Annotated in this window: 27 protein-coding genes; 10 read left to right on the top strand and 17 right to left on the bottom strand. The window is 66.0% G+C overall.

Features of this window, described 5'->3' with window-relative positions:
* Positions 1-31 precede the first annotated feature (31 nt).
* Both FHY18_RS20305 and FHY18_RS20310 read left to right on the top strand, forming a co-directional pair.
* Positions 32-757, top strand: a complete 726-nt coding sequence (locus FHY18_RS20305; RefSeq protein ID WP_259159486.1) for a helix-turn-helix domain-containing protein — start codon at positions 32-34, stop codon at positions 755-757.
* Between the two features lie 71 nt (positions 758-828).
* Positions 829-1,191, top strand: a complete 363-nt coding sequence (locus FHY18_RS20310) for a VOC family protein (RefSeq protein WP_259159698.1) — start codon at positions 829-831, stop codon at positions 1,189-1,191.
* A gap of 347 nt (positions 1,192-1,538) precedes the next feature.
* On the opposite strand, the gene FHY18_RS20315 is transcribed toward FHY18_RS20310, so the two are convergent.
* On the bottom strand, positions 1,539-2,171 hold the full coding sequence (locus FHY18_RS20315; protein WP_259159487.1) for a TetR/AcrR family transcriptional regulator: 633 nt from the start codon (positions 2,169-2,171) through the stop codon (positions 1,539-1,541).
* A 99-nt stretch (positions 2,172-2,270) separates the two neighbouring features.
* Here FHY18_RS20315 and FHY18_RS20320 point away from each other — a divergent pair, with 99 nt between their 5' ends.
* Both FHY18_RS20320 and FHY18_RS20325 read left to right on the top strand, forming a co-directional pair.
* Positions 2,271-3,338: an MBL fold metallo-hydrolase gene (locus FHY18_RS20320; protein WP_259159489.1), complete on the top strand. Its 1,068-nt coding sequence runs from the start codon at positions 2,271-2,273 to the stop codon at positions 3,336-3,338.
* Complete coding sequence (locus FHY18_RS20325; RefSeq protein WP_259159490.1) at positions 3,335-4,264, top strand: oxidoreductase; 930 nt, start codon at positions 3,335-3,337, stop codon at positions 4,262-4,264. The genes FHY18_RS20320 and FHY18_RS20325 overlap by 4 nt, the downstream gene beginning before the upstream one ends.
* Before the next feature lie 79 nt (positions 4,265-4,343).
* Here FHY18_RS20325 and lepB read toward each other — a convergent pair whose 3' ends face one another.
* The 5 genes from lepB to arfB all read right to left on the bottom strand — a co-directional run bounded on the left by lepB (position 4,344) and on the right by arfB (position 10,311).
* Positions 4,344-4,973, bottom strand: a complete 630-nt coding sequence (lepB, locus tag FHY18_RS20330) for a signal peptidase I (RefSeq protein ID WP_259159492.1) — start codon at positions 4,971-4,973, stop codon at positions 4,344-4,346.
* A 335-nt stretch (positions 4,974-5,308) separates the two neighbouring features.
* A complete protein-coding gene (gene dcp, locus FHY18_RS20335; RefSeq protein ID WP_259159493.1) occupies positions 5,309-7,474 on the bottom strand; it encodes a peptidyl-dipeptidase Dcp in 2,166 nt (721 codons plus the stop codon).
* Between the two features lie 157 nt (positions 7,475-7,631).
* Positions 7,632-8,642, bottom strand: a complete 1,011-nt coding sequence (locus tag FHY18_RS20340; protein WP_259159495.1) for an isoaspartyl peptidase/L-asparaginase — start codon at positions 8,640-8,642, stop codon at positions 7,632-7,634.
* Between the two features lie 605 nt (positions 8,643-9,247).
* Complete coding sequence (locus FHY18_RS20345; RefSeq protein WP_104611846.1) at positions 9,248-9,877, bottom strand: lysophosphatidylcholine acyltransferase; 630 nt, start codon at positions 9,875-9,877, stop codon at positions 9,248-9,250.
* A 2-nt stretch (positions 9,878-9,879) separates the two neighbouring features.
* Entirely contained in the window at positions 9,880-10,311 is a 432-nt protein-coding gene (gene arfB, locus FHY18_RS20350) for an alternative ribosome rescue aminoacyl-tRNA hydrolase ArfB (protein ID WP_259159497.1), read from the bottom strand.
* 57 nt (positions 10,312-10,368) lie between these two features.
* On the opposite strand from arfB, the gene FHY18_RS20355 reads away from it, so the two are divergent.
* Entirely contained in the window at positions 10,369-10,947 is a 579-nt protein-coding gene (locus FHY18_RS20355; RefSeq protein ID WP_259159498.1) for a DUF2059 domain-containing protein, read from the top strand.
* 388 nt (positions 10,948-11,335) lie between these two features.
* Here the strand turns inward: FHY18_RS20355 and FHY18_RS20360 are convergent, their stop codons facing one another.
* The 4 genes from FHY18_RS20360 to FHY18_RS20375 are packed head-to-tail and all read right to left on the bottom strand — an operon-like array spanning position 11,336 to position 15,002.
* Positions 11,336-12,172, bottom strand: a complete 837-nt coding sequence (locus FHY18_RS20360; protein ID WP_259159499.1) for a pseudouridine synthase — start codon at positions 12,170-12,172, stop codon at positions 11,336-11,338.
* A gap of 11 nt (positions 12,173-12,183) precedes the next feature.
* Complete coding sequence (locus FHY18_RS20365; RefSeq protein ID WP_259159500.1) at positions 12,184-12,678, bottom strand: cupin domain-containing protein; 495 nt, start codon at positions 12,676-12,678, stop codon at positions 12,184-12,186.
* Between the two features lie 9 nt (positions 12,679-12,687).
* Entirely contained in the window at positions 12,688-14,361 is a 1,674-nt protein-coding gene (gene ubiB / locus FHY18_RS20370) for a ubiquinone biosynthesis regulatory protein kinase UbiB (protein ID WP_259159501.1), read from the bottom strand.
* Positions 14,358-15,002, bottom strand: coding sequence for an SCP2 sterol-binding domain-containing protein (locus FHY18_RS20375; RefSeq protein WP_259159502.1), 645 nt, complete (start codon positions 15,000-15,002; stop codon positions 14,358-14,360). Before FHY18_RS20375 ends, ubiB begins: the two co-directional genes overlap by 4 nt.
* 341 nt (positions 15,003-15,343) lie before the next feature.
* Here FHY18_RS20375 and ddlA point away from each other — a divergent pair, with 341 nt between their 5' ends.
* Positions 15,344-16,450, top strand: a complete 1,107-nt coding sequence (gene ddlA / locus FHY18_RS20380) for a D-alanine--D-alanine ligase (RefSeq protein ID WP_259159503.1) — start codon at positions 15,344-15,346, stop codon at positions 16,448-16,450.
* Positions 16,447-16,929, top strand: a complete 483-nt coding sequence (locus FHY18_RS20385; RefSeq protein WP_259159504.1) for a GNAT family N-acetyltransferase — start codon at positions 16,447-16,449, stop codon at positions 16,927-16,929. The genes ddlA and FHY18_RS20385 overlap by 4 nt, the downstream gene beginning before the upstream one ends.
* A gap of 116 nt (positions 16,930-17,045) precedes the next feature.
* Here the strand turns inward: FHY18_RS20385 and FHY18_RS20390 are convergent, their stop codons facing one another.
* From FHY18_RS20390 to oleC, 3 genes are all read right to left on the bottom strand, one after another.
* Positions 17,046-17,204 (bottom strand): DUF1328 domain-containing protein, encoded by a 159-nt coding sequence (locus FHY18_RS20390; RefSeq protein WP_003468167.1) that lies wholly within the window; start codon positions 17,202-17,204, stop codon positions 17,046-17,048.
* Positions 17,205-17,268: 64 nt separating this feature from the next.
* On the bottom strand, positions 17,269-18,279 hold the full coding sequence (gene oleD, locus FHY18_RS20395) for a 2-alkyl-3-oxoalkanoate reductase (protein WP_259159505.1): 1,011 nt from the start codon (positions 18,277-18,279) through the stop codon (positions 17,269-17,271).
* 66 nt (positions 18,280-18,345) lie between these two features.
* Entirely contained in the window at positions 18,346-19,998 is a 1,653-nt protein-coding gene (gene oleC / locus FHY18_RS20400; protein WP_259159506.1) for an olefin beta-lactone synthetase, read from the bottom strand.
* A gap of 218 nt (positions 19,999-20,216) precedes the next feature.
* On the opposite strand from oleC, the gene FHY18_RS20405 reads away from it, so the two are divergent.
* Positions 20,217-20,600 (top strand): YkgJ family cysteine cluster protein, encoded by a 384-nt coding sequence (locus FHY18_RS20405; protein WP_259159507.1) that lies wholly within the window; start codon positions 20,217-20,219, stop codon positions 20,598-20,600.
* Positions 20,601-20,659: 59 nt separating this feature from the next.
* Here the strand turns inward: FHY18_RS20405 and FHY18_RS20410 are convergent, their stop codons facing one another.
* From FHY18_RS20410 to FHY18_RS20425, 4 genes are all read right to left on the bottom strand, one after another.
* On the bottom strand, positions 20,660-21,562 hold the full coding sequence (locus FHY18_RS20410; protein WP_259159508.1) for an alpha/beta fold hydrolase: 903 nt from the start codon (positions 21,560-21,562) through the stop codon (positions 20,660-20,662).
* A gap of 129 nt (positions 21,563-21,691) precedes the next feature.
* Positions 21,692-22,861: a Fic family protein gene (locus FHY18_RS20415; RefSeq protein WP_259159509.1), complete on the bottom strand. Its 1,170-nt coding sequence runs from the start codon at positions 22,859-22,861 to the stop codon at positions 21,692-21,694.
* 115 nt (positions 22,862-22,976) lie between these two features.
* Positions 22,977-23,993 (bottom strand): 3-oxoacyl-ACP synthase III, encoded by a 1,017-nt coding sequence (locus FHY18_RS20420; RefSeq protein ID WP_039814176.1) that lies wholly within the window; start codon positions 23,991-23,993, stop codon positions 22,977-22,979.
* Between the two features lie 101 nt (positions 23,994-24,094).
* Positions 24,095-24,415: a DUF4156 domain-containing protein gene (locus FHY18_RS20425; protein ID WP_104611858.1), complete on the bottom strand. Its 321-nt coding sequence runs from the start codon at positions 24,413-24,415 to the stop codon at positions 24,095-24,097.
* Positions 24,416-24,802: 387 nt separating this feature from the next.
* Here FHY18_RS20425 and FHY18_RS20430 point away from each other — a divergent pair, with 387 nt between their 5' ends.
* Positions 24,803-25,264 (top strand): hypothetical protein, encoded by a 462-nt coding sequence (locus tag FHY18_RS20430; RefSeq protein ID WP_259159510.1) that lies wholly within the window; start codon positions 24,803-24,805, stop codon positions 25,262-25,264.
* 26 nt (positions 25,265-25,290) lie between these two features.
* Positions 25,291-25,767 (top strand): tRNA (cytidine(34)-2'-O)-methyltransferase, encoded by a 477-nt coding sequence (locus FHY18_RS20435; RefSeq protein ID WP_259159512.1) that lies wholly within the window; start codon positions 25,291-25,293, stop codon positions 25,765-25,767.
* Positions 25,768-25,973: the final 206 nt, after the last annotated feature.

The raw sequence follows: 25,973 nt of genomic DNA on the forward strand, positions 1-25,973 counted from the left end.
GCGCTGACGCGTCTTGCCACAGACCGCTTCCATGCCCCCGGACTCCGAATCCCGCTACGCGCAGCTCCCGCCGCCGCCCGACCTGCACACACAGCTGCGCTGCAGTTGGCGGTATCGGCAGGGTGCGGCGAGCGCACCGGTGCGGGTGTTGCCGGATGGCTGCGTCGATCTGATCTGGGATGGCGCCTCGCTGTTCGTCGCCGGCCCAGACCAGACCGCGAACATGGCCTGCCTGGCGGCCGGCAGCGTGCTCACCGGCGTGCGCCTGAGCGCGGGTGCGGCCGCAGGCGTGCTTGGCGTCCCGCTGCATCATCTGGCCAACCAACGTGTGGCGCTGGAGGAGCTGTGGGGCGCCCGTGGACATCACTGGCAACAGCGGCTGCACGAGGGTGGCGATGCGCTGCAGGCGCTGCATGCGTTATGTCGGCAGCATGCCACGCCGGTGGATCGGCGCATGGCCTGGACCTTCGCGCAGCTGGCAGACCATGCAGCGCTGCGGGTGCCCGCGTTGTGCGCAGCGCTGGGCATCAGCGAGCGCCAGCTGCGGCGGCGTTGCCACGTGGCATTCGGCTACGGCCCCAAGACCCTGGAACGCATCCTGCGCCTGCAGCGCTTCTTGCGCCTGGCTGGTCACTACCCCACCCTCACCGCTGCCGCACTGGAAGCAGGCTACGGCGATGCACCGCATCTGGTCCGCGATGCGCGCCAGCTTGCCGGGTTGAGCCCGCGCGAGTTGGTGCAGCAACACGCGCGTTGATGGCCGTTTTCGCCAAGTCGGTCGAGGCCTGGCAGCCCATGCTGTGCAGCCACCCGACACGCGAGATCACCATGCACCGCAGCGAACAGCATCACCGTATCGACTACCTGGAATTTGCAGTCACCTCGATCGAGGTCGCCAAGGCGTTTTACGGCGCGGCGTTCGAGTGGACCTTCCAGGAGTACGGCCCCGACTATTGCGAGTTCCGCGACGGCCGACTCGCCGGCGGGTTCTTCCACGGCATACCGCAGCCGGGCGGCGCACTGGTGGTGCTGGCCTCCGACGATCTGGCGGCCACGCAGGCGCGCATCGAAGCGGCCGGCGGCACCATCACTCGCCCGGTGTTCGCATTTCCCGGCGGGCGACGTTTCCACTTCACCGATCCGCATGGCTATGCGCTGGCGGTGTGGGCGCAGGACGCTGACGGCACGTGAGTGGCTCTGCGCGGTTTGCCTGCCGCGCCAGGATGCGCGCCCACGCCGTCGGCTGCGCCGGACGCGTGCAGCAATCCGCAGCGCGCACATGCCGCCGGTGACATGCGCTGCATGCCTTGCCGCTCTGCGTGTAGCAATAGCTCGGCATTTCTCGCTCGCAGGCGTCAGCGCAGATGACACCACGCGCTCGGCCGCGAGTGCGCACAGACGCCGCTGAGCGACCGACAAACCGAGCAGGTGCGTCAGGTGCGCGAGGGCCGTGCGCAAGGGCCGCAGTGCGCGACCGCTACTGCGGCTTCCAAGCAAGAACCAGCCAGTCGGCGCACGCGGCCGCGCTGCCACGACGCTTACTCGCGCCCGTAGAGCGCCAGAAACATCTCCACCGCCGATTCGGCCACCTGCGCCTGCTGGGCGGGCGACAGCGGCGGCTGCCCCATCGCCAACTGCGGCCAGAACGCAAACCCCTTCACCAGCGCCTGGAGTTGTTGCGAGGCGAATTCCGGATCGACCTCGACCAGGCGGCCATCGGCCAGTGCGGCACGCAGCCAGGTGGTGGTGCCCTCTTCCTTGCTGCCCAGTTGCGCCAGCAGCGCGCGGGCGCGTTCGGGCGAGTGGATACCTTCGGCGATCGCCACGCGCGAGAGGTCGATAAAGGCGGCATCGTCGAGCAGCCGCAGCTTTTGCTGCAGCAATTGCGTCAACTGCGTGCGCAATGATTGGTCGGGGCGGTACGCCAGATTCACCGCTTCGGCACTGCGCTGCCACAGCCCGCGCAGGATCTCGCCAAACAGCGCGTCCTTGCTGGGGAAATGGTTATAGACGGTGCGCTTGGACACGCCGGCCGTGGCCGCCACGCGGTCCATGCTGGTGGACTCGAACCCGTGCTGCCGGAACTCGGCAATGGCCGCCTCGACGATGGCGTGGCGCTTGCGGTCGGTGAGCCGTTGCTGCGCCGGCGCCGCGTCGGATGAACTGGACATGGCGCAATGTTACACCGCCTGGTTTACATTTCCCAAGATAAAACTACACTGTGTAGTGTACTCATACCACCGGCGCTGCCGGTTCGCCCGCCCTCATCGATGGATCGCGTCGTGCTCACCCAGTCCCGTCATCTGCCACGCACCGCCTCGCATGCCGCCTCGCCGCAGTTCCGCAACGGCCGCTTCCGCAACGCACTGCCCACCCGCCTGAGCCAGCCCGGTGTGTTGGGTGGCCTGCGTCTGTTGTGGGAGGTGCTGTTCAACAAACCCACGCACACGGTGCCGTCGCAGGCGCTGCCGGTGCTGCCGCTGAGCGCGGCGCAATTGCGCGACGCGCCGGACCACAGCCTGTTCCGGCTCGGTCATTCCACAGTGCTGATGAAACTGCGTGGCGGCCTGTGGCTGACCGATCCGGTGTTCTCCAAGCGCGCCTCGCCGTTCACGTTTGCCGGGCCCAAGCGCTTCCACGCGCCGCCGATCGCGCTGGATGCGCTGCCGCCGCTGGCCGGGGTCCTGCTGTCGCACAACCACTACGACCACCTGGACCGCGCCACCATTGCCGCCCTGGCCGACCGTGTCGGGGTGTTCGTCGCGCCGCTGGGCGTGGGCGACCTGCTGGTGCGCTGGGGCGTGGACCCGGGCAAGGTGCGGCAGCTGGACTGGTGGCAATCGGTGGAGGTGGGTGGCCTCACCCTCACCGCCACGCCGTCGCGGCATTTTTCCGGCCGCGGCCTGTTCGACCGCGACCGCACGCTGTGGTGCTCGTGGGCGATCCAGGACGCCGACCTGCGGGTGTTCTTCAGTGGCGACGGCGGCTACGGCCCGCACTTCAAGACGATCGGCCAGCGTCTGGGGCCATTCGATGTGGCACTGATCGAAAACGGCGCCTACGACCAGATGTGGCCAGACGTGCACATGCAGCCGGAACAGAGCCTGCAGGCGTTTATCGATGTCGGCGGGCGCACCTTGCTGCCGATCCACAACGGCACCTTCGATCTGGCCATGCATGTCTGGTCCGAGCCGCTGGAGCGCATCGTGGCGCTGGCCGCAGCCGCGGACGTCGCGCTGGCTACCCCGCAGATGGGCGAGCGGGTGGATTTGCGCCGTCCGGCCAGCGGGCAGCGCTGGTGGCGCACATTGCCCGAAACGCTGGCATTGGCGCCATGACCGGCTGGACCCTGGCCGACCTGCCACCGCAGCGCGCAAAGGTCGCCGTGATCACCGGCGCCAGCGTGGGCGGGCTGGGCTATGAGACCGCACTGGCGCTGGCCGGTGCAGGCGCCAGTGTGGTGCTGACCGCGCGCAGCCCCGACAAGGGCGAGACCGCGCGGCAGGCGCTGCTGGCCGTGCATCCAGATGCCACGGTGCGCGTGGAACTGCTGGATCTTGCACGCCTGGCATCGGTGCGCGCGTTCGCCGAGCGGCTTGCCGCGGACCAGCAATGGGTGGACCTGTTGATCAACAACGCCGGCGTGATGGCGCCGCCACAGCGGCAGACCACCGCCGACGGGATGGAGCTGCAGTTCGGCAGCAATTATCTGGGGCATTTCGCGCTGACCGCGCAGTTGCTGCCGCTGCTGCGTGCGGCGACGGCGCCGCGCGTGATCAACCTGTCGAGTCTGGCGCATCGCCATGCCCGCATCGATTTCGACGATCTGCAGACCGCGCGCCCGTATCGCCCGTGGAAGGCGTATGGCCAGTCCAAGCTGGCCATGCTGATCTTCAGCATGGAACTGCAGCGACGCAGCGAGATGCACGGCTGGGGCCTGCAGGCGCTTGCCGCGCATCCCGGCTTCGCGCGGACCGCCCTGATCGCCAATGGACCGGCGATCGACGGTCGCCCCGGCGTGCTCGGCGCGGTCAACCGGGTGCTCAGTCCCTACATCAGCCACTCTGCAGCCGCCGGCGCGCTGCCTACCCTGTATGCCGCTACCGACCCGCAGGCACGCGGCGGTGGGTATTACGGTCCGGACGGCCTGCTCGAACTGAAGGGTGCCCCCGCCCCGGCAACCATCGCCCGCCAGGTCCACGACCGGCAGGCGGCGACGCGCTTGTGGGAGACCTCCTGCACGCTGGCGGATGTGGCGTTCTGATCAGCGCGCAACGCAAGCAGTTGCGCATCGGCTGCGCGTGTTCGCTGCGCGTCGCCACGCGCCGTGCGGGCGCCAGCGACTACAGGCGCTTCCACTCCAGGCCTTCGCCGCGCCGGTAATACACTGCCACTGCCTTGCCGTACACCGCCGAAGCATCGACGAAACCGAAATAGCGCCCATCCTGGCTATTGCCGCGGTGGTCGCCGATGGCCAGTATCTTGCCGGCCGGCACCCGCACATCGTGCAGATCCGGCCCACCGCCGGCATCCAGGTTCAGGTGCGCAATACGTGCGCCGAAGCGCTCACGCTCACCATCGTCATCGATCTGCAGCGGTTGGCCGTTGATGGACAAATGCCCACCGCGCAGATCCACGCGGTCCCCTGCCACCGCCACCACGCGCTTGATCAAGCGCGTGCCGTCGTGCGGAGAATCGAACACCGCCACATCCCCGCGCTGCGGCCGATCGCCACCGACGACGATGCGGTTGCTCAGCGGCCAGCGCCAGCCATAGGCATGCATATCCACCACCACGCGATCGCCTGGCTGCAAGGCGGGCTGCATCGAGCCGCTGGGGACCTGATAGTGATTGGCAAACGACGAACGCGCGGCGGTGAGTAGTACCAGCATGACCAGCAGCGGCAGCAGTTCCTTGCGCGACCACTGTGCGGCGCGCTGGAGGCGGGAGGTAGTCGCAGTGGCTTGGCTCATGAGGCACCTGTCGGCTGGAATGGGGGTGGCTGGCGATGGCCTGAGCAAGATGCACCTGGTGCCGGGCCGGTGGAAGTGACGAAAGGCATGGCACCCGTTGTGTCGTTATTCTGGATGCCGCTTGAGTGACTGCTCCGCTATCGCCAGTCTTGCTGCGGGGGTAGCGACCCAAACGACAAACAACGCAGCGCCACAGGCAGAGGCAATCGCAACGCCATCATCTGAAGCACCATCCGCAAACAAGAACGGGATGGCGCGTGGCCATCCCGTCTCGATTGCTGACTGCAGCGACTCCACATGCATGCGCCAACCACGCGCATGCACCACTCAGTCACTCACTCCGTCAAACCGCGATTTTCCAGCAGCGCCTTGACGCTAGGGTCCTTGCCGCGGAAGTCGCGATACAAGGTGGCCAGATCGACCGTGTTGCCGCGCGAGAGGATCTTGGCGCGGAAGATGTCGCCGTTCTTGCGGTTCAAGCCACCGTTTTCCTTGAACCATTCGAACGCGTCGTCGTCGAGCACTTCCGACCAGAAATACGCGTAGTACCCGGCCGAATAACCGCCGCCCCAGATGTGGTCGAAATAGCTGCTGCGGTAGCGCGGCGGCACTTCGGCCAGGTCGACCTTGAAGCGCTTGAGCGCGTCGGCTTCGAACTTGCTTACGTCCTGCAGCGGCGCGTCGGCCGGCTGGGTATGCCAGGCCAGATCGAGCAGCGCGGCCGACAGATATTCGGTGGTGGCGTAGCCGCTGTTGAAGGTCTTGGCCTTCTTGATCTTTTCCACCAGCTCGGCCGGCATCGCTGCGCCGGTTTGATAATGCTTGGCGTAGTTGGCGAAGACCTTCGGATCGGAGGCCCAATGCTCGTTGAACTGCGAGGGGAATTCCACAAAATCGCGCGAGGTGCTGGTGCCGGCGATCGAGGGGTACTTCACCTTGGAGAACATGCCGTGCAGCGCATGGCCGAACTCATGGAACAGCGTGGTGACGTCATCGAAGCTCAACAGCGCCGGCTGGCCGGCGGCCGGCTTGGTGAAGTTGCAGACGTTGTAGACCACCGGCTTGGCGCCGGTGAGGCCGTCCTGCTCGACGAACACATCCATCCAGGCGCCGCCGGACTTGCTGTCGCGCTTGAAATAGTCGGTATAGAACAGCGCCATCGAGGTGCCGTCGGCATCGAAGACTTCATACACCTTCATGTCAGCGTGATAGGTCGGGATGTCGGTGCGCTGCTTGAAGGTGATGCCGTACAACTGCGTGGCCGCATAGAAAACGCCGTTCTGCAGCACGTTGTCCAGCTCGAAATACGGCTTGATCTGCGCCTCGTCCAGGTCGTACTTGGCCTTGCGCACCTGCTCGGCGTAAAAATCCCAATCGGAGGCGGCGAGTTTGAAATCCCCCTTCTGTGCGTCGATGACCTTCTGCATCTCGCCCACTTCGCGACGGGCCTTGGCGGTAGCCGCCGGCACGGTGTCGGTCAGCAGCTTGAGCGCGGCGTCCGGGGTCTTGGCCATCTGATCGCCCAGGCTGTAGGCGGCGTAGTTGTCGAAGCCGAGCAGCTTGGCCTTTTGTGCGCGCAGCTGCGCCAGGCGCTGGATGGTCTGGCGGGTGTCGTTGGCATCGCCCTTTTCTGCGCGGGTTTCGGAGGCCTTCAACACCTCGGCGCGCAGTGCGCGATCCTTCAACGAAGCGAGCACCGGCTGCTGGGTGGTGTTCTGCAAGGTCAGCAGATAGTTGCCATCGAGCTTGCGCGCCTTGGCGGCATCGGCGGCGGCGGCGATGTCGCCCTCGCTCAGCCCATCGAGTTTGGCCTTGTCGTCCACCACCACTGCACCGGCAGCGGAGGCTGCAACCAGACGGGTATGGAACTGCGTGGACAGCGTGGTTTCTTCCACGTTGAGCTTGCGCAGGCTGTCCTTGTCGGCATCGGAGAGCTGCGCGCCGGAGCGCACCAGTTCTTCGTAGTCGCGCTCGACCAGGCGCTTTTGTTCCGGCTCCAGATTCAGCGTATCGCGCTGGTCGTAGAGGGTCTTGACGCGTGCGAACAGCTTCGGATCGAGGTTGATCTCGTCCTGATGCGCGGCCAGCTTGGGCGCGATCTCTTCCTGGATCTTCTGGCGTGCATCGCTGGTATCGGCCTGCACCAGCCCGAAGAAGATGCGCGAAACGCGCGTCAGCGTCTCGCCGCTGCGCTCCAGTGCCTCGATGGTGTTGTCGAAGGTGGGCGCTTCGGTGTTGTCGGCGATCTTGCGCACCTCGGCCAGATGCAGGCGCATGCCTTCTTCGAACGCGGGAAGGTAATCGCTGTCCTTGATCTTGTCGAACGGCGGCGCCTGGAATGGCAGCGTGCTGGCGGTCAGCAACGGGTTCGGCGCTGCGTCCGCGGCCGGCGTGGTGGTCTTTTCGGGCACGGTGGTGGACTCCTTACCGGATGGCTCTTTTCCAGAACATGCGGCCAATGCCAGGGTGATGGCGGCGGCCAGAACGACGGTACGCGACATGGCGTGTGATTCCTGAGTGGTTGTTACGGCAGCCGGTCACGCTAGCGGGTTTGCCGGCCGCTGGCATGTGCCGTTGGCTGGGGGATCGATGACTGGTTGTGCAGCTGACGTGGCCAGCATGCCTTGATCCGTGCGCTGATCTGTATGCTGGGCCCCGTCAGAGCGTCTCGTCCTTGAAGATGGCCACATGCGCGGTGCCGTCGGCACCGATCCAGCCGCGGTACATGCCCTGGGTATTGAACGGGAAGGCGATGTTGCCTTGCGCATCCAGCGCGATGGCGCCGCCATCGCCGCCGGCCTTCGGGATCTGCTGATCGATCACCGCCTCGGCGGCCTGTTGCAGCGATTGCCCGGCGTACTTCATGCGCGCGCAGATGTCGTAGGCGGCTACCGCGCGGATGTAGAACTCGCCCCAGCCGGTGCCGGACACCGCGCACTGCGCATTGGCGTAGGTACCGGCGCCGATGATGGGTGCATCGCCCACGCGGCCATAGCGCTTGTTGGTCATGCCGCCGGTGGATGTGCCGGCGGCCAGATGACCGTCGCGGTCCAGCGCCAACGCGCCGACGGTGCCGAAGTGCTTGGCGGTTTCCAGATCCAGTTCGGCTTGTGCCTTGCGGTCGCCGGCCTCGGCCTTGAGCGCTTTTTGCAGCTGCTGCCAGCGTTTGTCGGTGCGAAAGTAACTTGGGTCGACCAGGGTGACGCCCTGCTCGCGCGCGAACTGTTCGGCGCCATCGCCGACCAGCATCACGTGCTTGGAATGGTCCATGACGCTGCGCGCCAGCTGGATCGGGTTCCTGATCATATGCACGCCGGCGATCGCACCAGCCTTGCCGCTGGCACCGTCCATGATGGCGGCATCCAGTTCGTTCTTGCCGTCATGGGTGAACACCGCGCCGCGCCCGGCGTTGAACTGCGGCGCATCCTCCAGCACGGTGATGGTGGCCGCCACTGCATCCACTGCACTGCCGCCGCGCGCCAACACAGCATGGCCGGCACGCAGCGCGCGTTGCATCGCCTCGCGCGCCTGGACTTGTTCGTCGGGTGAAAGACTGGACTTTTCCACGCCCGCCCCTCCGTGGATCACCAGCATCGGGGTGGCGGCCAGCGCGGGGCCGGCACACAGCAGCAAGGAAAGGCACAACGCACGGGTGGACGAAGCGATCATGGTGTTTCCTCAAACCTTCATGGCAGTGAATGGCGACACTGGCGCTGCGGGAGGTGCCATGAGCAAGACAGTCTCGTCTCATGCACGCTTCCCTGCTCTATCGAATACGCCCTGGATACGACAGCAACGCGAAACGGTGTCGGCCTGAATGAAGCAGTAGCTGCGTTACTCATAACCGCGCCCAGCCCAGAGAAATAGAGCGAACGCCTGCCAAGGATTGCTTGGCTTGGGTCCAGGCAGCTCGCCGAAAGATGAGCTAGTTGCCCACGCGGATGCTGCCTCGAGAAAATCTGCGATTGACTGATTAGCCCACTCCCCCTGAAACCCATCAAGAGTCACTGCAAGAGAATCTGCTGAACGACGATCAGCAGCCAGGAGCTCAGCAAAGCCCACGAACGATGCCTCATCCTGCACGGCTTCGAGAACTTCGAGCAATCTGTCTCCCATTGCGCGTTTGAACCCTCGGTCTTTTGTCTGGGTAGGTAGCGCCATTGAGTCACGCAGGAAGAAGCTGCCTCATGCAAGAGCCCTAACTTGCCCGCTGCTCTTATGTCTGGCGCAGCATCTGTGGGCAAGGCACATCGGCACCCTGCACGCTACGCCACCTACAACGTATCGCGATGCTTGCCGCGCCACGGGCGGTACCAGGTGCGGATGGCGGCGATGTCGGCCGCCATGTCGGTGCCGGTCCAGAACGGCTCGCCGATGCCCACGGTCTTGCTGGGGTAGTCGAAGTACACCGGCAGGATCGGCACCTTGGCATCGGAGGCGATCTTCCAGAAACCGGCCTTCCAATTCTCCACGCGCTTGCGGGTGCCTTCGGGGGTGATCACGTACCACATCTGCTCGGAATTGCGGATCAGCCGCACCGCCTGGCCGATGGTGCCCTGTGGCGAGCTGCGGTCCAGCGGGATGGCGCCGAGCTTGCGCAGCAGCGGCCCCAGCGGCCACCAGAACAGCTGCGTCTTGCCCAGCACGCGCACGTCGAAGCCCAGCGCGAACTTGGCCGCAAAGCCCAGGAAGCCGTCCCAGTTGGACGAATGCGGCGCGACGATCATCACCAGCTTGGGCTCGTCGGGCAGACGCCCGAGCAGGCGCCAGCCGGTCAGACGTAGCGCCGTACGCCCCAGCCAGCGGCCGAAGCGGCCGTGCGCCCGCGGCATTCTGGGAGGGGATGGCTGCAGCAGGATGTTGGCCTGTGTTACCGGTGGCAACGACGGGTCGGTGTGACTCACGCTTACTCCCAGTGGGACGCAGAGCGTCCACGCTTGATATGGCTGCGCTCACGCTTGGCATCCAGCCGCCGCAGCTTGGCACCGTGACTCGGTTTGGTGGCGACCCGGCGCTTTGGCACCGACAGGCACGCACTGATGATCTCGGCCAGCCGCTCGCGCGCATCCTCGCGGTTGCGGTCCTGGGTGCGGAAGCGCTGCGCGTCGATCACCAGCACGCCTTCGGCGGTCATGCGGCGGTCGCGCCGCGACAGCAGCCGCGCGCGCAACGGTTCGGGCAGCGACGGCGAGCCGGCCACGTCGAAACGCAGTTCCACTGCGGTGGAGACCTTGTTGACGTTCTGCCCGCCCGCGCCGCTGGCGCGCACGAAGCGTTCGACGAGTTCGCTGGGCGGAATCGTCAGGCTGGAGGTGATCTGGATCGGGTCGCTGGCCATTGTCCGGCGATTGTATCGGCAGCGGCGTGGACGCGCGCGCGAACACCGGCTTCCCGTATGCTGCGGCCGGTTCCCCGATTGCAGGATGCTCCGATGACACTCGATTCGCTCGCCGCCGCCGGCGCACTCGCCCGCCGCCTGTTGCTGCTCGCCCTGCTGGCGGTGGCCGCGCCGGCCGCGCTGGCGCAGGCGCCCACCGATGCCGACGTCAACCGTCTGCTGGCCGCCTCGCGCGCGCAGACCATGCTGGACACCATGCTGCCGCAGATCGAAGCGATGCAGCAGCAGCAGTTCGCCCAGCTCACCGCGCAGCGCCAGCTCGACCCCGACCAGAAGGCGCAGCTGCAACGCATCCAGGAGCGCACCCGCCAGACCGTGCGCAAGGCGCTGTCGTGGTCGGAACTGCGCCCGATGTATGTGGACATCTACAAGCGCTCGTTCTCGCGCGAGGACGTGCTGGCCATGGCCGAGTTCTACGAGAGCTCGGCCGGCCAGAGCCTGCTCGACAAGACCCCCGCCCTGACCCAGAACCTGATGGGCGCCATCCAGCAAAAGATGCTGCCGCTGTTTGCCGATCTGCAGAAGGACCTGGAGAAGATCGTCAACGAGCCGGCAGCGGCACCGCAGAAGCCCTGAAGGGCGGGGATTCGGGATCCGGGATTGGGGATTGGGGAATCGCAACGGCGTGGCGGCGGTTGCGGTGCGTTGCCGATCAACGCAGTGCATCCGTTTTTCCGCTGACCGAAGCAGCCCCGCTCCCGTCGGGAGCGCTGTTGTCCTGAGGCACAGTGGCGGGCTTGCCCCCATCCGCCCTTCGGGCACCTTCCCCCGCAAGCGAGGGAAGGAAGCAAGTTGGAAGGCGAGCAGGGAAGGCGGGAACGCGGGAAGGCGAGGAAGGCGAGCAATGATCGTCGTGCCTGAGCCCCTCTCCCGCCTGCGGGAGAGGGGTTGGGGTGAGGGGACGCCTGCGCAGATTTCCTGCAGGCTGAGTGGACGTCCCGATCGCTGAACCAGGCACGCCCCGTCACGCCGTCGGCACGACTCCCAACCCCGCCATCTCCCACCCGAACAACGCACAGGCCTTGGCGAATTCCACATCCAGCGGCGCAGTGACGCTGATGCGCCGTCCATCGGCCGGATGCGGAAACCCCAGGCGCTCGGCGTGCAGCAGCATGCGGTGGATGCCGAGCATGCGGAAGCTCCGGTTGTGGCGGCCATCGCCGTGGCTGGTGTCGCCGATCATGTGATGCGACAGATGCTTCATGTGTCGGCGAATCTGCCGGAACCGCCCGGTCTGCGGCTGGCAGCGCAGCAATGCATAGCGCGACGTGGCAAAGCCGGTGGACGGGATCTCCAGCTCGCCGGTGGCCAGGCGCTGGAAGTGGGTCACCGCCGGCTTCTTGACCGGCTTGCCGGGGCCGCCGTCCAGGTCGTGGTCGACGCTGAAGCGCTCCTCGGCCGGCCAGCCGCGGCACACCGTCAGATAGTCCTTTTCCACTTCGCCGGCCATCAAGGCCTTGCCCAGCGCGCTGGCAGCGTCGCGGTCGAACGCCAGCAGCAGGCAGCCGCTGGTGGCGCGGTCGAGCCGGTGGACCAGGAAGATCGGCTTGCCCAGCTGCTCGCGCAGGCGGTCGGCCAGAAAGTCGTCCTCCCCGCGCGCCAGCTTGCTGTCGTGGACCATCAGGCCGGCGGGTTTGTCGACGACGGCCAGGACATCGTCCTGGTAGAGAATCTGCAGATGCTTGGGGAATGTGCTCACCGGCGGATTATCCGCATCGCCGACAGCGTATGCCACCGCGTCGCTGCGCCGATCAACCGGTTGAACTGACCCACGGCGGTGGCCAGCCCGCGGATCGCTCACCACAAGCGCCCTCAGTAAGGCGTGCCGTCCTTGTGCCGGTACGACCACTGCCCGTCTTCAGTGCTGACCAGCATCAGATCGTCGTCCGGGTAGGTGATGCAATCGCCGGCGCTGCGGTCGCCCACTTCCAGATACGTCACCGCCGCCTGGCTACGATTGATCAGGCAATGCGCATCGCCGTCCCCGGCGCGGAATCCGGCGCACATGCCCGGCTGCAGCAGTCGCTCGCCTGCGTTGCTTATCAGGCTCGGCGTACCGCTGACGATGTAGACGAATTCATCCTGCAACGAATGCCCGTGCCGCAACGCCGAGCGTGCACCCGGCGCCAGCGTGGTGAGGTTGACGCCGAAGTTGCGCAGCCCGAACAGGGCACCCAGCGCACGCTTCTGGCGGCCGTCCATCTGCGCAGCGAACACCGGCGGATAGCTGGAACTCTGCGTACGCGGCGGTACATCCAGTGCGGCAATCGGCACAGCAGGTAGTGCATCGGTTGCGTCGTCGGACATGGCCGAATCCTATCGCCGTAGCCAGGCGACCAGCAGGGCCGCCGACCCGGCGCCGCCGCTGATCCAGCTCCACACCGGCACCGTACCCAGGTACCAGCCGTCCGGATGCAGGCCATACAACACGGCCGCCACCACCAGCAAGCCGCTGCCGGTGATCGCCGTGACCACGCGGGTCTGCAGCTTGCGCAGGCTGATGTCCAGCGCGCGCAACTCGGCCGAGCGGATGTCGAGCTGATGGCGGCCCTCCACCTGCTGCTTCAACCAGCTGTGCACCAGGCGCGGCATGTCCGGCGCGTGGGTCATGATTTCCGGTAGCCGCTTGCTCAACTCGCCCAGCATCCTGCGTGGGCTGTAGCGCTCGCGCAGGATGCGTTCGAGCACCGGTCGCGCCACCGCCCAGATATCCAGCTTGGGGTCGAGCTGACGGCCCACGCCTTCGATGTTGAGCAAGGTCTTCTGCAGCAGGATCAGCTGCGGCTGCAGGGTCAGTTCATAGCGCTGCGCCACGCGGAACAGCTTGATCAGCACCTGCGCCAGCGAAATCTCCGACAGCGGCCGGGTGAAGTAGGGCTCGCACACCGAGCGCGCAGCCGCTTCCAGTTCGTCGATGCGCACGTTGGACGGCATCCAGCCCGCCTCCACGTGCAGCTCGGCCATGCGGCGGTAATCCTTGTGGAAGATCGCCATGAAGTTCTCGGCCAGGTAGTACTGATCCTCCTGCGAGAGCTGGCCCATGATGCCGAAATCCAGCGCGATGAAACGCGGATTGAGGCGGCGCTCCGGATCCGAGTCGACCCAGATGTTGCCGGCGTGCGCATCGGCATGGAAGAAGTTGTCGCGGAACACCTGGGTGTAGAACACGCGCACGCCCTTGGCCGCCAGCGCCTTGCGGTCGATGCCGGCGGCATCGAGCTTGACGATATCGTCGGACGGAATGCCGTACACGCGCTCCAGCGTGAGCGCGCGCTCGGCGGTGTGCGACCAGATCACTTCCGGCACGTACAGATCGTCAGAGCCTTCCCAGAACCGGCGCAGCACGCTGGCATTGGCGCCTTCGCGCTGCAGGTCGAGCTCGGCCGACAGCGTGCCTTCGATCTCGGCCACCACTTCGCGCGGGCGGATCTTGTCGGCGCGCGGGTGGGTGCGCTCGACCAGCGTGGCCAGCGAATGCAGCAGCGCGATGTCGGCATCGATCTGGCGCTCGATGTCCGGGCGCAGCACCTTGACCACCACTTCGCGGCGCACGCCATTGGCGTCCGGCGGCAAGGTGGCCGCGTGCACTTGTGCGATCGAGGCCGAGGCCAGCGGCACGGTGTCGAAGGAGGCAAACGCCACGCTGACCGGCAGGCCGAGCGCGCCTTCCACGATCAGACGCGCGGCCTGCCCATCGAATGGCTTGACCCGGTCCTGCAGCAAGGTGAGTTCTTCGGCCACGTCGGCGGGGATCAGGTCGCGACGGGTCGACAGGATCTGCCCGAACTTGACGAAGATCGGCCCCAGTTCCTGCAACGCCAGCCGCAGCCGCGCACCGCGCGATTGCGCGGCGATCTCGGCGCTGGCACGCGGCACGAACGGCTTGGCCACACGCAGCCAGCGCTCGGCGGCCGTGCCTTGCAGCAGGTCGTCCAGGCGGTAGCGCAGGATCACCCGGCCGATGCGGCTGGCCCGCAGGATCGCCTTCATGGCGTGCCTCCGGCGGCGCGCAGGCGAGTGACGCGCGCAGCCAGCCGTTCGACATCGTCGCGCAGCTCGTCCACGTCGTCATGGAAGGCTTCGAGCTCGGCCCGCGGCACCACATCGCGCGATTCCTCGGTGACGAATTCGGCCGCGCTATGCGCCAGATCCGATGCGCTGCGACGGGCCTGCTGCAACGCTGCACGCACCGCGCCGGCAATCTGTACACCCAGGATCTGCCCGAACACCGTCACGAACGGCAGCTGCCAATCCGGGTCGAAGCGCCCGGCCAGTTGCTGCAGCTGGCGCGCAAGCTCCGCGTCGCCGGAGACCTTGAGCCGCCCCGCCGGCGCACCGTTGCGACGCGCATTGGCCAGAAACGGCAGCTGCCCCAGCAGGCCGGCCAGGCTGCTGCGCACCGCCAGATCCGGCTCCTGTGCCTGATCCACCGGGCCGACCAGCAGCCGTCGCTCGTGCACGCGGATCTGCAGCGCAAGTGCGGGCGCGTCCAGGGTCAGCGCGATGCGCTGGCCTTCCAGCGGCAACAGGGCGTCGCGGGTATCCGGGTCCAGCGCCAGGGCGCGATTGAGCGCGGCCTGCAGGGCCTGGCCGGCGAGCGGCTTGAGGGAATTGAAAAGTGATGCGGACATGGGCGCATTCTACCGCCCCCGCATGTCGCAGCTGGCTGACGATGGTGGGGCGCTGCGCGCCGGAGGCTGCTGCGGTGGCCACGGCAGGCGTTTGCCTGGCGGTGGAACGATCGATGCACCGGTCGTCGCCTGGGGTGTCTGGCCCGCTGGCGCTGCACGGCGGCTGACCAGGATGGTGCGCTCGCGGCGCGGTGCGGGCGGCCCGTCGCGACCAACGCTCCCTGCGCCGATGGGCGCAGCGTCCGCGCACAGTTGCCGCCCCGCCCAATCTGCCGGCTTCCTTCGGCCTGCCGGTCACGGGCATGCTGGCGATCTTTTCGAATAGTTGGCAGGAGCAGGCGATGCGCAAGATCCGGGTCGGTCTCATCTTTGGCGGCAAATCCGCCGAGCACGAGGTCTCGCTGCAGTCGGCACGCAACATCCTGGACGCGCTCGACCCGCAGCGCTTCGAGCCGGTACTGATCGGCATCGACAAGCAGGGCCAGTGGCATCTGAGCGCGGCGGACGGCTTTCTGCACGATGCCGACGACCCGGGCCGGATCGCCCTGCACCGCAGCGGACGCTCGGTGGCGGTGCTACCCGGCGCCGAGCAGGCGCAGCTGCGGCCGGTGGACACCGAGCAGGCGCTGGCGCAGATCGATGTGGTGTTCCCGATCGTGCACGGCACCCTGGGCGAAGACGGCTCGCTGCAGGGATTGCTGCGCATGGCCAACCTGCCCTTCGTCGGCTCCGGCGTGCTTGGCTCGGCGGTGGCGATGGACAAGGACATGGCCAAGCGCGTGCTGCGCGATGCCGGCCTGGCGGTGGCGCCGTTTGTCTGCTTCAACCGTCACACCGCCGCGCACGCCGATGTGGATGCGTTGATCGCGCAGCTGGGGTTGCCGTTGTTCGTCAAACCGGCCAATCAGGGCTCGTCGGTGGGCGTCAGCCAGGTGCGCAGCGCGGACGCCTTTGCCGCCGCACTCGCCTTGGCGTTGTCCTACGACCACAAGGTGCTGGTGGAAGCGGCCATTGTCGGCCGCGAGATCGAATGCGCGGTGCTGGGAAATGCCGCGCCACGGGCCAGCGTGTGCGGCGAAGTGGTGGTGCATGATGCGTTTTATTCGTACGACACCAAATACATCAGCGCGCACGGCGCCGACATCGTGATCCCCGCCGAGCTGGATGCGCAGACGCAGCAGCGCATCCAGCACCTTGCGGTGCAGGCATATCAAGCGCTGGATTGTGCCGGCATGGCGCGCGTGGATGTGTTCCTGTGTGCGGACGGACGCATCGTGATCAACGAGGTCAATACGCTTCCGGGCTTCACCCGCATCAGCATGTATCCCAAACTCTGGCAGGCAAGCGGGCTGGACTATCGCGGCTTGATCACGCAGTTGATCGAACTGGCATTGCAACGGCATGCGGACGATCAATTGCTGCGCAGCGCGGTAGACACCCGCGCATGAGCGCCGCGCAGCCGCGCGCAGTGCAGGCGCACGACCATGCCGCATTGCTCGCACTCAACAATGCCCATGCCACCGCACTGTCGTTGCTCGATGCCGATGGGCTGGCCGCGTTGTTGCAGCTGGCATGGCATGCCAGCGTGATCCCGCCGGCAGACGGCCTGTTGATCGCACTGGATCAGAGCGCTGACTACGCCAATGCCAACTTTGCGTGGCTATCGAAGCGCTTTGCGCGCTTTGTCTATGTGGACCGCATCGTGATCGGCGTCCATGCGCGGCGACGCGGCCTTGCCGGGCAACTGTACGCCGACCTCATCCGCAGCGCGTGTGCGGCAGCGCAGCCGCGCCTGGTGTGCGAAGTGAATCTGAGCCCGCCCAATCCGGCCTCGCTGGCGTTGCATCGGCAACTGGGATTCGTACCGATCGGCGATGCGGTGCTGGCTGGTGGCAAGCAGGTGCAATACCTGGAAAAACTGCTGTGAGGGGCAAGGACCCCACTGAAACACCGCCATAACGCACATGGCCCGCCTCCTTGCGGAGGCGGGCCATGTGAGCACCGATCGGCAGCGCCGCTGCCGTGGCGTATCGCAGCGGGACGTTAGACCTTGCCGCGACGGAACATCGAGATCACTGCCAGGATCAGGAACACCACGAACAGGATCCAGGCAATGTTGGTCGCCGCACCGGCGATACCGCTGAAGCCCAGCACAGCGGCGATGATGGCGATGACGAAGAAGATGATGGCGTAATGCAGCATGGCAATGATTCCAGAAGTTGTCGTGCCGAATCGGCGCAGACGTATCCTGAAGATGTGGCAGTCTTTATCGAGTGATGGCGATGTCGTTGGAAGATGAGGATCGCAGCCGTTGCAGGCCTTCTTCGATGCTGATGCGTGGCACATAGCCGAAGTCGCGACGCGCAGGTTCCATGCTGTACCAATGCGGCGTGCACAACTGTTCTACCAGAAAACGCGTCAGCGGCACTTCGCCAGGCAGACGCAACAGTGGCCACATGGTCTCGCAGATTGCACCGATTGTGTACGCCGTCTTGAACGACAGCGAACGCGTCACCGCCGGTGCGTCCACTGCCGCAAGCAGGCGATTGAGCAACTCGCGCATCGGCAACGGTTCGCCGTTGGAAATGAAGTACGCCTTGCCCGCGCAGGCAGCGCCCGGCGCAAGATGGTCGAACGCATCGAAATGCGCTTGCGCGGCATTGTCGATGTACGTGCTGTCCACCAGGTTGCTGCCATCGCCCACCATGCGCAGGCGACCGGCGCGCGCGCGTGCCGCCAGCCGCGGCAACAGATGATTGTCGCCCGGCCCCCAGATCAGCCGCGGACGCAATGCCACAGTGGCCAGCTGCGCATCGTTGGCTGCCAGCACCGCACGCTCGGCGATCGCCTTGGTCGCCGCATACGCGGCGCGCAGGTCTTCGCCATATGGCACCTCATCGGCGCCCAGACCCTCCACCGGGTTGGTGGCGCGGTGGGTGACGCTGGGTGTGGAGGTGTAGATCAGCCGCGGCACGCCATTGGCGCGGCATGCGTCGAGCACGTTCTGCGTGCCCACCACATTGGCCTGGTGATAGCTGTCGTAGCTGCCCCATGCACCGGCCTTGGCGGCGTTGTGGAAGACCGCATCGATGCCGGCGAAGGCATGCCGCACCGCTTGCGGGTCGGCCAGGTCGCCACGGATCTGGCCCACGCCCAACGTCTGCAAGACCGGGTAATCGCCGCGTTGAAAACTCACCACCTCGTGCCCGCGCGCGCGCAAGCCGCGGCACAACGCCTGGCCAAGAAATCCACCACCGCCGGTCACCAGAATCTTCATCGCTTTGCACCGATCACAAGAGGAAACACGGAAGAACCACTAAGCTGCGCGCACCGCTGCATGTGCTTACGCACGCTGTTGCGCCGCCCAGACCGCCAGTTTCTCGCGGCCGATCTTGGCGTTGTGGCGGATGTCGACCGGAAAACCGGGATGCCGCAGGAAACGTGCGATACCGGCGGTATGGGGATGCGCGGCGCCCAGCGCACGCAATGCGGTTTGCACGTCCGCGAAGGCCGATGCCGATACGCCAGGGTGCAACTCCACGCACAGCACCGGTTGCTGTTGTCCGGCTGCGCCTACACCGACCAGCGCCGTGCGCCGCACCTGGGGATGCACGTTGAACACCGGCTCCACCTGCTCGGTGTACAGCGGGCCTGTGGCCGTCTCCACGCGATGGGTCTTGCGCCCGCAGAACCACAAGCGTCCTTCCGCATCGAAATAGCCCACATCGCCCATGCGGTGCACGATGCGTTCGCTGCCATCGTCGCTGCGCTCGCGGATCTTGGCGATGCGGGTGGCCGCATCGCGATTGAAATAGGTATCGGTGGTGGTCGGGCCGGCGACGGTGATCTCGCCGACTTCGCCCATGGCCAGCACGCGTGCGCCGCTCCAATCGGCAATGGCCGCATCGTCGATGGCGATGATGCGCACCTCATTGGGCGCGACCACCTGTCCCACACAGGTTCCGGCACCGGCTTCGGTGGCAGCGCGGGTTGCGTCCAGGGTGCGGCCTTCGATTGCCGCCACCGGCAGGCATTCGGTGGCGCCATACGGCGTCCAGAATTGCGCATCGGCCGGCAGCAGCGCGCGGATGGTGGCCACCACGTCTGGCGGCACCGGTGCGCCTGCCGACGTCGCCAGGCGCACCTTGGGCAGCGGCTGCCCGTAGTCGGCCAGCACGCGCATCAATGCCGGCGAACCGAACAATTGCGTCACTCCGAAGCGGTTGAGTGCATCGTGCAGCTTGCGCGGGTCGGCAGTGGCCGGGCGGGTCGGATCCATGTCCGGAATCACCGAGGTCAGCCCCAAAGCAGGATCGAACAAGGCAAACGGCGGGAACGTCGGCAGATCCACGCCACCGGGCTGCATGCCGAAGGCATTGCGCAGCAACTCGATCTGGCCGACGAAATGCCGGTGTCGGTAAACCACGCCCTTGGGCACGCCGGTGGAGCCGCTGGTGAACAGGATGGCGGCCACATCGTCCGGCCCGGTGTTGGCCAGCTGACTGCCAGCGCCGGCGCCATCGCGCTCCACGCGCGCCAGTGTCACCCCGCCCCACCCGTAACGGCCACCGACGCTGACGATCTGCTTTGCAGAGCGCGCCCAGCGCAGCAGACGACGCGCCAACTGCGCAAGCGGTATGCCGATAAACGCCTGCGGCTGCGCCTCGTCCAGACACTGTTTGAGCGCGCGCTTGTCGATGCCCGGATCGACCAGCACCGGCACCGCACCGGCCTTGAACAAGGCAAACATCAGCAGGAAGAATTCCGGCGACGGCCGCACCATCACCACCGCGCGCGCGCCACGGCCGATGCCGTGCAGCGCCAGGCCGGCGGCGATCGCATCGCTGCGCGCGTCCAGTTCGGCATAGCTCAAGGTCACATCGTAGGCGGCAAACCCATTGGCGGCGCGGCGGCCGGGGCAGCGAATGGCGATCTGATCGGGGCGCTCGCGCGCCAGCTGCGGCAGGGTGGCCGCGATATTGCAGAGAGTGGTCATCGCCGTATTATCACCCATGCACTCACGGTGCTGGCCGCTTGTGCGCAGGGCGCACCTGCACCTGCGGCGGATGCGCGCCGTGGTCGGGGCACGCGCCCGCCCGATGCCGACGCATGAATCGCTTAGCGGCGGCGGCCGCATGCCTCTTGTATCGCAGCACGGTTCGGTCAGAATGCCGCGCTCCCCACGCGATTTCGCCGCGCCAGGCCCGGCATTCCATGGCACACCCCTGCCTTACCTGCGGCGCTTGCTGCGCCTATTTCCGCGTCAGTTTCCACTGGAGCGAAGCCGATCCCGCATTGGGCGGCAGGGTACCGATCGAACTGACCGACTCCTTGCGCACGCACGAGCGCGTGATGCGCGGCACCTCGCAATCGCAACCGCGCTGCATCGCCCTGGATGCCGACATCGGCCGCTATAGCCGCTGCAGCATCCACGACCGCCGCCCGTCCTCCTGCGCCGCCGTGCCGGCGTCGCTGGAATTCGGCCAGCGCAGTGCGCAATGCGACAAGTCGCGCCTGGCGCATGGTCTGCATGCGCTGACGCAGGACGATTGGATCGGCGTGGACGATGCGCAGCGCAATCCGCTGCCAGTGCCGTGACCGGACCTGGCTGCTGACGCATACGCCATCGGCGCATTGATCGGTGTCGGACGCCTCGCTTACAGCGGATGCGTATCCAGGAACGTGCGAATCGCCGGCACCAGCACCTCGTGCTTGTCTTCCAGCACGTAGTGATTGGCATCGTCGAACGCGGTCACCTCGGCGTTCGGCAATGCCTGGCGAAAACCGGCCAGGAAGTGCTTGTCGAAGCAGATGTCGCGCAGGCCCCAGGCGATGAACGCGGGGCGGTCGGCAAACGACGGCAAGGCCTGTGCGGAGCGCTCCAGCAACGACCAACCCTTGTCGGCCGGCGACAGCGGAATGTCCTGCATGAAACGGATCGTGGAGATGCGATTGCGCCAGGTGTCGTAAGGCGCGACATAGGCGCGGCGCACGGCCGAGGGCATGCGCCGCGACACGCCAAACCATGAAGCACCGGACGAAAACGCATTGAACGTGCGGATGAACCATTCGCCCGGCCGCCAATGCCGACCCATCGCGATCTGCCACGGCATCGGTTTCTCCGGCGGCAACGGGAAGGCGGCGGTATTGGTGATCACCAGGCGCTTGACCTGGGCGTGATGCGACAACGCCCAGCCGAACCCGATCATGCCGCCCCAATCGTGCACCGCCAGCGTGACCGGACCGGTGATGCCCAAGTGCCGCAACAGCGTGTCCAGATCGTCCACGCGCGACTGCAGCGTGTAGTCGTAACGCGGCTGCGCATCAGGCGCATCGTCCGGCTTGTCGGAAAGCCCCATGCCGATATGGTCGGGCACGATGCAGCGGTACCGATCCGACAGGCCACTGACCAGGTGCCGCCACAGATAACTCCACGACGGATTGCCGTGCAGCATCACGACCACCTCGCCATCGCGCGGACCTTCGTCCAGATAGGACATCGCAATGCCGGGACGCACCTCAAGGCGCTGGGGAGTGAAGGGATAGCCGGGGTAGTTCATGGATCTCTCTATTTGCTAAAGCTTTGACTGGGTGTGGCTGGCAAGTCACCAGCTACATCGCCACGACAGTATCGAAAATACGTCAGGTGTCTCCGCATCGTCGGCAACGGCCGTGCGCAAGCCGATCGCTCACAGCGGCTGCGCTCCTTCGCTGAGGATGTCGAGATAGGCGTGGTAGGCAAAAATACGATGCCGCTGCTGGCCGGTGAGTTCGTTGACGATTTCCAGCTCCTGCAGGGTGCGTACTGCGGCACGGATGGTGGGCGCACTCAACGACAGGGTGGGCGCCACTTGCGGCACCGCCAACACCACGCGCCGCGCGAACTGCTCAAACACCAGGCCGACGTTGCCTGCTCGCTGGCCCAAAGCGGCAATGCGGGCCCGATCACGTGCCAACAGTGCCAGCAGGCGCTGCGCGGTGTCGACGGCTTGTTGCGCGGTCTCTGCCACACCATCCAGAAAGAAGCCCAGCCATCCTTCCCAATCACCGTTGAGTCGCACCGCATTGAGGCGATCGTAGTAATCGGCACGACGGCGCTTGAAATACAGGCTCAGATACAGGCTGGGCTCCCGCAGCACGCCTTCGCTGCACAGGATCAAGGTAATCAACAGCCGTCCCAGGCGCCCATTGCCATCGCTGAAGGGATGGATGGTTTCGAACTGCACATGGGCAAGCGCCGCCTTCACCAACGGCGGCATCTGCCCCTGCGGCGCATGCAGAAACTGTTCGAGTGCCGACAGCGCGTCGGGCAATGCATCTGGCGGTGGCGGAACAAAGTGTGCAAGTGCAGGCGAGGCCCCGCCTACCCACACCTGGCTCCGGCGAAATTCACCTGGCTGCTTGCCGGCTCCACGCCCGCCCTGCAGCAACAGCGCATGCATCTCGCGGATCAAACGCAGCGACAGCGGGAAATCGTCCTCGCGCAGGCGCCGCAAACCATGGTTGAGGGCCGCGACATAGTTGGACACTTCTTCGACATCGCCGACAGGCACGCCCGGTGCCGCATCCATCTCGAACAGCAACAGGTCCGAGAACGATGACTGGGTTCCTTCGATCTGGGACGACAGCAAGGCTTCCTTGCGGATGTACTGATAGAGAAACACTTCCGGGTCCGGCAGCATCAGCGTGATGCCGTCCAGTCGCCCTAGTGCCTGGTCGGCGCGCTCTTTGCGCGCCACCAGTTCAGCCTGTGCGAAATCCAGTGCCGGCACTGCCGGCAACGGATCAGGGCCGAACGCCTGGTAACGGCTCCCTGCGAGAGCGCCAGCAACATAGTGTCCGGTGATGCGCTGAGCCATCGTCTTTCCTTACAGACTGCAGCTGTTCCTGCAAGGAAACTTAGATACCACTTTTTTACCTAAGCAGCGATCTTGCCCGGCGTGCAAGAGCATCGGCCGGCCACCATCACACGCATTACCAGACCACTTCCGCCATCGAGCAGTTCAGGCCAGAACCAATCCCCATCAGCGCGATCCGGTCGCCCTTCTTCAAGCGGCCGAGCTCCTTGAGCTTGCTCAGCACGATCGGCACCGAAGCCGGGCCGATGTTGCCGTGTTCGCCGAAGATGGTCATGACCTTGGCCGGGTCGATGCCGAACGACTTCACGAACGAAGCGGTGTGCGGGCGGCTGACCTGGTGGATGACGAACTGGTCCAGCTCGTCCACCGCCCAGCCCATCGCCTGCTTGGCGGCCAGGAAGGTCTTCTGCGCCAGCTTGATGCCTTCGATCAGCAGCAGGCGGGTGTCGGTGACCATGCGGTCCAGGTTGCCGCGGCACAGCTTGTTCCACTCGGTGGCCGAACGGGTCACGCCGCCCTTGTAGCGCGGCGCGTCGGGCACCAGCTCGGTGCGCGCCATGACCATGGCCGCGGCACCGCAGCCCAGGGTCAGCGCAGCGAGTTCATTGCGGAATTCTTCTTCGGTGACGTCGGGCGAGGTCATGCGCTCGAGGGTCTTCTCGTACACCAGGTTGGCGGTCTCGCCGTCGACGACCAGCGCATAGTCGATCTCGCCACGCTCGAGCATGCGCGCGGCGATGTCCATGCCGTTGATGAAGGCAAGGCAGGCGTTGGCGACGTCGAAGGTGACGCAGTGGTCGCCGACCCCGAGGTTGCCGGACACGATGGAGGCAGTGGACGGCTCCAGGTAGTCGCGGCTCACCGAGGTGTTGACCAGCAGGCCGATCTTCTCGATACCGATGCCGGCGTCGAGCAGTGCCTTGCGCGCAGCCTGGGTGGCGGCGTCCGAGGCCTGGACATCCTGGTCCCACAAGCGCCGTGCATGGATGCCGGCAACGTCGCCCAACACGTCGGTCTTGATTCCGAGGCGGTCGTAGGTCGGTTGCAGGCGCTCGTTGATTTCCTTGGAAGTCAGCGTGTGCGGCGCATCAATATGCGCCAGTCCCGCGATGGAGACATTCTGGAAGAGCATCGAAGTAGCGCCATGGCGTCAGGCGAGGGGGCGCTAGTCTAGCTGCTGGCTGGTTTTACCGCATCTTTACATTTGAATGGCCGCCGCCCCAGCCCAACGGTTCAGCGCGGCGGGCAGCGGAAGGCGTTGAAGCGCTGGCTTCCGTCGGCCGGCTGGCCTTGTGCCTGCACGGCGTTGGCATTGGCACCCGGGGCCTCGTTGCGCGCCAGCGTTTCCAGCTCCTCCTGCACGCGCAGCGGGTTGCGGTTGTAGAAGCCGACCTTGCTCTTGACCGACACCACCACCTCACCCTGCTGCTGACAGCCAGCCGGCACAGGGCCTGCGGGCAATACCTGCACGCTCTTGCCGCTTTGTTCGATCGGCACCCAGGTGCACGCCGCGGTGGTGGTGGCAACCAGAACAGACAGCATCAGCACGCGCATAAGTCATCCACACCGAAGGGTAAAGCCGGATTGTGCCGCAGTTGCCCGGCAGCCAAACGCGTGCCCGGCATTGTCCATACGCCTCATTCAGCACAGCGCAACCGCCACTCAATCGCCCGATGCAAGCGGCGGTGGATGCCGCCCGGTGCCTGTCGCTGCGTCCGGGTGTCCGGACGCGGACACTGGTTGATTCTGAAAAATTCTTTAAAAACAACACCTTAAAGATGGCACGCGGCTTGCTGCAGTCACGTGGCCATCGAAGCGCATGACGCAAAGCTGACTGCCTGCTGAACAAGTGAAGGAAAGCTCCGAAAGTTCTTGCGAATACCGAAACGGTGTACTACCTTACTACCACACCACTGATCACCCACACCAAGAGACCTCGCCATGAAGACCCAGACCCTGCGCATCGCCCTCTCCGCCGCCCTCCTGGCCGGCACCAGCTTCGCCGGTTTTGCCCAGGCCTCCAGCCTGACCACGCTGGATGCGGTGCAGGTGCGCCCATCTGCCGACCAGATCGCCCAACAGACGCTGGAACGCAGCAGCGACATCCGTACCCTGGCCGCCGTCCAGGTGCACCCGTCCGCCGAACAGCTGGCTGCCCTGGCCGCCGAACAGGCTGGTCCGCGCGTGATCACCCTGGCTGCAGTGCAGGTGCGTCCGTCGGCCGAACAGCGCGCCGAGTTGGTGGTCCGCAGCAGCGCCGCCACCGCCCAGAGCGCCTCCGGCCAGGCCGCTGCCGCCATCGGTGCGCTGATGGGTCAGGTCATGGTCAATCTGCCGGTGCCGCAGCTGCAGCCGTCGCCGGCGGAGCTGGAAGCCCTGGTCAGCGCAGCCGTCCGCCTCTAAGCCTGCGCGCAGCTACACTTGCGCGCATGCCAGCACCCGTCCTCGATGTCATCCTGTTCCAACCGGAAATTCCGCCCAACACGGGCAATGTGATTCGCTTGTGCGCCAACACCGGCGCGCGCCTGCACCTGATCGAGCCACTGGGCTTTGACCTCAGCGACAAGCAGCTCAAGCGCGCCGGCCTGGACTACCACGAATACGCAACCCTGCAAGTGCACGCCGATCTGCCTGCTGCATTGGCTGCCATCGCGCCCACGCGCGTGTTTGCGCTGAGTACGCGCAGCACGGTGCGCTACGACACACCGCAATTCGCCGATGGCGATGCGTTCTTGTTTGGCCCGGAAACCCGCGGCCTGCCGGCCGAGGTGCTGGAGTCGATCCCGCCGCAGCATCGTCTGCGCCTGCCGATGCGCCCGGACAACCGCAGCCTCAACCTGTCCAACACCGTTGCAGTGATGGTGTTCGAAGCCTGGCGGCAGTGGAACTTCGCCGGCGGTCAGTAACCGCGACGCAGCACCATCGCCCACAACTGCGGCTCCGCTCCCGGCAGTGGGGATGGACCGCCGTAGGTTCGGTTCTTGAGCCGGATCTGCAGAGGTCTAACCCAGCCATTGACCAGGCCTGATCGGACGCCAGACACCCGGCACAGCCCACCTCCCACGGCACGCTCTGCTTGCCGTGTTGCCTGCATGCGCACTGCGCGTGCTGC

It is taken from the genome of Xanthomonas sp. 3793, assembly GCF_024806835.1.
In the GTDB taxonomy this organism is placed as follows: domain Bacteria; phylum Pseudomonadota; class Gammaproteobacteria; order Xanthomonadales; family Xanthomonadaceae; genus Xanthomonas; species Xanthomonas arboricola_F.